This is a genomic window from Streptomyces sp. NPDC056222 (genome assembly GCF_042264065.1).
GTDB lineage: Bacteria > Actinomycetota > Actinomycetes > Streptomycetales > Streptomycetaceae > Streptomyces.
Genome location: NZ_JBHJTL010000180.1, coordinates 1 through 5,288, shown reverse-complemented (window position 1 = coordinate 5,288; position 5,288 = coordinate 1). Strand labels below are relative to the sequence as shown.

The following is a 5,288-nucleotide window of genomic DNA, read 5'->3' as shown; positions in this document are numbered from 1 at the left end:
GGCCGGGCCAACCTCTCCCCACCGCGGGGGGGGCGGTTCACCTCCGCTCGAGCGGAGGTGAACCGCCCAAGGGCCACCTGCGCACGATCGAGAGCTAGGGCCTTTCTTATGGATCTAGGTGCTGACGAGACTGGAGCACACTGGGGACAGCTAGCCTGACCATGTGACCGAGACTTAAACCGCCACTGCTTGCGGAACGTCTATCCCGCGCGGGTGTCGTTCCTCAATGCGGCGCTGGCCTCGGAGGGTGAGACCGCCATGGCCCAGGCCATGGCGGGGTTGCGTTTCCATGGGTGTGCGGGTGCAGCCCGACCTGCACAAACCTTCAAACGGCTCCGGCCAACCGTGCCAAAAGCACCTGGCTTCATCTCGACGACGAGGCGCCCCGCGTGTGGCTTCAATTCGACCAGGACCGTACTTCGTTCGCCGGGATGGAGATCTGTGAGTTCGACCTGCCGGCCCCGGCGCTCGACCTTGACCGGCCTTCAGCGATGGGCTGATCCTCCCGGCCGTGCCGTTCCGACCGTACGATCGCTGATCCGGGCGTGTCTTAAGCGCCCTGCTCGCCCAGGCCGACGCCAAGGGCGACCTGGGCTGGGTCGTCTCGATCGACTCCACCATCGTGCGCGCCCACCAGAACGCAGCGGGGGCCCGTCAAAAGGGGCCCCCGTTGGCGAGCCCGACCACCATGCGATCGGGCGCTCCTGCAGCGGCCGGAGCTACAGGGTCGTTTCTCCCTGGGCGGACCCCCGGCTCCAGCGCAGTTCCTTCACTGCCTCTGCTGCCTCCCTGCGCACCTCGGGGTGGGGGTGCTGGAGGAACTGCTCAACAACCGGTAGCGCCGCTTGGTCGTGAGTTGCGCCGAGGATGGCCAGGACGTAGCCCAGGAGCAAGGGTTCGAGTACGTCCGCACCGGCGGCGAGCGGCTCCACCACCCGGTAGGGAAGCTTGTAGTTCGCGGAGGCGGTGCAGGCTGCGTGCAGCGCGGACTCCCGCACTGGGTAGCCCTCATCGGACAGCGCGACCGTGACTAGGCGCTCGACGGCCTGCTCGGCGTCATCCGGTGTCAGGCGGCCCGTCCCCAGGACGTCGCTGACGACATCCAGGCAGAGGTCCCGGCGGCCCGCATCGGAGCCGTGCAGCTCCTCCCACGCCGATTCGATCAATGCCGTCAGGCCGTGGTATCCGTCCATGGCCCGAGCATAGGAGACGGTCGCCGCCTGGCCTCAGGGATAGATGAAGGAGTCTGGGCGACGGCGATAACTTGTGTTTCCTTCAGCGCAAGCCGCCCAGCCCTTGCTCGGCGGTGAACACCTTCGTCAGGATACCGACGGTGACCTTGAGATCATGACCCACTCCCCCAGCCTCGCGGCCGCGAGCAAGAGCCAAGGTCACCCATGACAGACAGGTCCAACATTCTTACCCACATCACCCCGGAAGCCGTGATCGAGGCATTCGGTCTCACCTCCGTCACCTACTTCCCACAGGCAGCACCTGGGCATCTGCATGGGCCGACGGCCAACTTCCTGGCAACTGTCGGACTCCCGGAGAACAAGTTCTTCGGCCCTCGGATGGATCCGGAGGACGACAGTGCGCGGCGCCTGCGTTTCGGCCCGAGCCTGAAGGCGTCCTTCGAACGAGCCGGATCCGAACTGCCGCCGGAAGCCGAGACCTGGGAGACGATCGGCGACTTCATCTACGCCACAGTCGCACTCGACCCGCGGGACGGGCGGGTCTACGCATTTCCGGAAGGAGAGATCGGCTACCAGCCGATGCACGCGGACATCTCAAGCCTCGTACACGCCCTCATCGTCCTGAACCAAGGACGGGTGGACTACCTGAAGCTGGGAAACGACGAGGACGAGCAGCGTGCACACATCGTGGATCGTATGACTCAGGAGATCACCGGTGTCGATCCCACACCCTTCACAGACGAAGAAGGCGAATGGGAAATACTCTTCGACCAGATCAGGCTCAACATGTGGCGATGAAGCAGCCGCGCGCAGGCGACGTCCCTGCAGGGCCGGCCGATCAGCCGGGAGAAACAGCAATCCCTGTCCCGAGGGCTGTCACTCCTGCCCGCGAAGCGGGTACGCGTCAGGGCGGCCACCTTCGGCAGGGCTGCGGTCGATGTCGGCATGGATGACCGCCCGGAACTCCTGATCGGGAACGGGCCTGGTCGAGATGGAGCTCGCAAGCCACAGCCCCACGATCCGCTCCGCCGCCGTCCTCGCTGCTTCCCGGTCGTCGGCAGTGATCTCGATCTTGACCAGGCCGCGCGCGGATGAGTGTCGTTCTCGGTCACGCGGTGTCCAACGGAGACCGAACCCAGACATACCGCCAATAACCAGCTATTACCTGGCCTTGCCCAAGGGGAGGAACTCTGGCTCAGCTTCTGTGGCGCCCCGACGTGACCTCACTGTCGGTGGCCAGTGCGACGATCCCCAGACGGACCACGCGAGGAGAGCAATGGATCTGTATGTCGAGGTCGATGTAGACAATCCGAGCTCGCGAATTGTCGAGGACTGGTTCAACGGGGCTCTGTCGACGCTATTTTCCGCGCTGACGGAATGGGAATCGTCGGGAAGCGGTGCCGTTACCTCTATTGCGTCGATCTGTCGCGCCGACGGTGCGGAGACTGAACGCTTCACGAGTGACCGAGGGGGGTGGCGTCATCTCCTCGACGAGCTCACCCCGATCCCCTACTCGGCGAGCCTCGTGTACTTCTCCGGGGAGGTAGAGATCGGGCGAGTAAAGGCTTCTCAGATTTCATCCGGCACCGATCACGTTACGCTCTCTATAGGGCTCCACTGTGGCGATGAGGCGCTGGCTAGTGCCGAATACTGTGCATGGATCTCAGAATCGCTGCGAGATGTCATGAAATCGATGAATCCAGGATTCGGGCGAGTGGAATATGGGAGCTTCAGCAACCGCACGAATTTGGACATTGGATTGAGGAGGAAGCATAAGGACTCCGTAGTGGAAGCGCGCGACGTCCTCCGTGGGTACGCATGGGTTACCCTCTGCCCCAGTGAGCTTGCGGAGCGACTCGGGGGAGCTGGGAGCCTTTCGCAGTCAGGGGCATTTCACGGGGTCTATGAGCTCGACAGCGGCGGAGTTCTCCTCCAGGCGTCGGAAACAGTAGCTGGGTACACGGACGACGTCATGGATGGAGTCTTCCGAACCCTAGCTCCTGTTCTTCCCCCGGGAGTTCCACGAAAGAGCGCCGCCCACCCCGCTAATCGCCTGGTTGCGAAGGACGCGAGCGTCGCGTCGCGTGACAGTCCCTAAGAAGTCGTCTCATCTGGTGCGGACCTCACATGCCGCGCTCTGGGCCGTATGCCTCGCGGGTGCGTTCTCCCGGTTCTGTGGGCAGGTACTCCAGCCGGACGGGGCCGGGGTAAAAGGACGCGCTGTCCCAGCCGGCCATCTCCTCGCCGATCAGATAGCGGTACAGCCACTCGGCGAAGGTCATAGGGTGGCCAGCCCATTCGCCCTCTGCCCCCTGAGCCACCAGGCCGTCGGGAAATCCGTGGACCTCTGGGGCAAGGAAGATGGCGGCTCCTTGGTCCGTGCCGGCGAGTGGGATGAGCCCGTCAGGGGTGCCGAAGGTGATCTGCGGGCGGTTGCAGATCACGCGGGGATCCTCGTCGGGCTCCAGGTCGTAGGACTCCCACAGGCTCTCCGCCCAGATCCTCGACGTCGACCGGATCTCCTCGCCCAGCTCCCGCCATGCGCAAGCCGGATGAGATGAGAGGTAAAGGTGGCCGTTGAGTTGGACCGGTGCGTAGGCGTCGACGATCGCCTTGTAATCCGTGGGGAGCTCTCTGCCGAGTTCCTGCTCCAGACGAAGCCACGCGGCAGGATCGGCATATCGGCTCTCCGCCGGGCCGAGCATGTCGAAGACGGCCTGCAGGTAGTCGGTCATGGTTCCTCGAAGATGCTGTCGGGCAACGTCTCCGACAGCATCGACCACATCCCATGTCCCCGGGCAGCCGGGGCCCTCGTTGTGATGGCATGGAGATGATGCAGCGGCTGGTGCCGGACAAGTTGTGGGAACTCTTCCTGCGTGTGGTGCCCGAGGCACCGGTCCGTCCCCAAGGGGGCGGACGTCGCAGAGCTGACGACCGTGGGGTCCTGGCTGCGATCCTGTTCGTCGCCACCTCCGGCTGCACGTGGCGGCAGCTTCCACCGGTCTTCGGGGCGTCTTGGCAGACCGTCCACCGCCGGTTCTCGCAGTGGACCGAAGCCCGTGTTTGGGCGAAGCTCCACCGCGTGATCCTCGACGAGCTCGGTTCCGACGGCATCCTCGACTGGTCCCGATGCGCCATCGACTCGGTCACTCTCCGGGCACTCAAAGGGGGGCTCTGACGGGACCGAATCCGACCGATCGAGGCAAGATGGGATCCAAAATCCACCTGCTCACCGACCGCAACGGACTCCCTCTCTCAGTCGGCATCTCGGGGGCGAACACCCATGACAGCCAAGGACTCGAGCCCCTCGTCCGGGGCATCCCGCCGATTCGCTCGCGTCGTGGACCACGCCGACGCCGTCCTGCGAAGCTCCACGGAGACAAGGGCTACGACTACCCTCACCTGCGGCGATGGCTACGAGACCGGAACATCACTCCTCGTATCGCACGCAAAGGCATCGAGTCATCGGAGCGACTCGGCCGGCACCGCTGGGTGGTCGAGCGGACCGTGGCCTGGATAAACGGATTCCGTCGCCTGCATCGCCGGTACGAACGTCTGGCAGATCACTTTCTTGGCTTCGTCGGCATCGCCGCAGCACTCATCTGCTACCGCCGAATCACCAACTAAGACGTCCTCTAAGAGGTTGTCTCACGTGGCAAGTCTCGCGAGCTTCTTGTAGCAGGTCAGGGCGGCGGCCATGGCCAGGCCTCGGCTCTGCCGGTCGTTGCGGACCACGTACGGGATCTTGAGACCACCAGCAGCCCATGGCAGGCTCATGCCGCATGATCGACGAATTCGCGAAAAACAAACTGCACGGGAGACTGCGGCAGGCCGCAAAGCGCTGCTCTGGAAACTCGACGGCTTGTCCGAATACGACACCCGCCGACCTCTGACAGCGACCGGGACCAACCTCCTCGGCCTGGTCAAACACGTGGCCACCGTCGAGGCGAGGTACTTCGGCGAGGTCTTCGACCGCCCTTCCCCGGAACCCCTGCCCCGATGGCAGGACTCCAACGGCAGCGACCTGTGGGCGACCGAGGACGAGACCCGCGATCAGATCATCGACTTCTACCGGCGCACCTGGGAACACTCGGA

6 protein-coding genes and 2 pseudogenes are annotated in these 5,288 nt (G+C 64.3%); 5 read left to right on the top strand and 3 right to left on the bottom strand.

Annotated elements, in window-relative coordinates; translation table 11 throughout:
• Nucleotides 1-547 precede the first annotated feature (547 nt).
• Nucleotides 548-658: pseudogene (locus ACFC0D_RS38005) on the top strand (IS5/IS1182 family transposase); the annotation flags it as partial.
• Nucleotides 659-719: 61 nt separating this feature from the next.
• On the opposite strand, the gene ACFC0D_RS38000 reads toward ACFC0D_RS38005, so the two are convergent.
• Complete coding sequence (locus tag ACFC0D_RS38000; RefSeq protein WP_376446550.1) at nucleotides 720-1,193, bottom strand: HEAT repeat domain-containing protein; 474 nt, start codon at nucleotides 1,191-1,193, stop codon at nucleotides 720-722.
• Between the two features lie 204 nt (nucleotides 1,194-1,397).
• Between ACFC0D_RS38000 and ACFC0D_RS37995 the strand changes: the two genes are divergently transcribed.
• Nucleotides 1,398-1,991 carry an SUKH-4 family immunity protein gene (locus tag ACFC0D_RS37995; protein WP_376446547.1) on the top strand — a complete coding sequence of 198 codons (594 nt, stop codon included), beginning with the start codon at nucleotides 1,398-1,400 and terminating at the stop codon, nucleotides 1,989-1,991.
• A 478-nt stretch (nucleotides 1,992-2,469) separates the two neighbouring features.
• The gene (locus ACFC0D_RS37990) at nucleotides 2,470-3,291 is read left to right on the top strand and encodes a hypothetical protein (protein WP_376446544.1); all 822 of its coding nucleotides are present in this window, start codon (nucleotides 2,470-2,472) and stop codon (nucleotides 3,289-3,291) included.
• A 25-nt stretch (nucleotides 3,292-3,316) separates the two neighbouring features.
• Here ACFC0D_RS37990 and ACFC0D_RS37985 read toward each other — a convergent pair whose 3' ends face one another.
• Nucleotides 3,317-3,928 (bottom strand): hypothetical protein, encoded by a 612-nt coding sequence (locus ACFC0D_RS37985; protein ID WP_376446542.1) that lies wholly within the window; start codon nucleotides 3,926-3,928, stop codon nucleotides 3,317-3,319.
• Nucleotides 3,929-4,023: 95 nt separating this feature from the next.
• On the opposite strand from ACFC0D_RS37985, the gene ACFC0D_RS37980 reads away from it, so the two are divergent.
• Nucleotides 4,024-4,820, top strand: a protein-coding gene (locus ACFC0D_RS37980; protein ID WP_376446553.1) for an IS5 family transposase whose coding sequence is annotated in 2 segments (ribosomal slippage) — nucleotides 4,024-4,345 and nucleotides 4,345-4,820 — 798 coding nt in all. Because the reading frame shifts where the segments join, the coding sequence is not laid out codon by codon here.
• Nucleotides 4,821-4,841: 21 nt separating this feature from the next.
• On the opposite strand, the gene ACFC0D_RS37975 is transcribed toward ACFC0D_RS37980, so the two are convergent.
• The gene (locus ACFC0D_RS37975) at nucleotides 4,842-4,970 is read right to left on the bottom strand and encodes a hypothetical protein (protein WP_376446539.1); all 129 of its coding nucleotides are present in this window, start codon (nucleotides 4,968-4,970) and stop codon (nucleotides 4,842-4,844) included.
• Between the two features lie 5 nt (nucleotides 4,971-4,975).
• Here ACFC0D_RS37975 and ACFC0D_RS37970 point away from each other — a divergent pair.
• Nucleotides 4,976-5,288 (top strand): annotated as a pseudogene (locus ACFC0D_RS37970) (DUF664 domain-containing protein); the annotation flags it as partial.

Coding starts and splice junctions, on each gene's coding strand:
- ACFC0D_RS38000 (WP_376446550.1), bottom strand. CDS start 1,193: ATGGACGGATACCACGGCCTGACGGCATTGATCGAATCGGCGTGGGAG.
- ACFC0D_RS37995 (WP_376446547.1), top strand. CDS start 1,398: ATGACAGACAGGTCCAACATTCTTACCCACATCACCCCGGAAGCCGTG.
- ACFC0D_RS37990 (WP_376446544.1), top strand. CDS start 2,470: ATGGATCTGTATGTCGAGGTCGATGTAGACAATCCGAGCTCGCGAATT.
- ACFC0D_RS37985 (WP_376446542.1), bottom strand. CDS start 3,928: ATGACCGACTACCTGCAGGCCGTCTTCGACATGCTCGGCCCGGCGGAG.
- ACFC0D_RS37975 (WP_376446539.1), bottom strand. CDS start 4,970: ATGAGCCTGCCATGGGCTGCTGGTGGTCTCAAGATCCCGTACGTGGTC.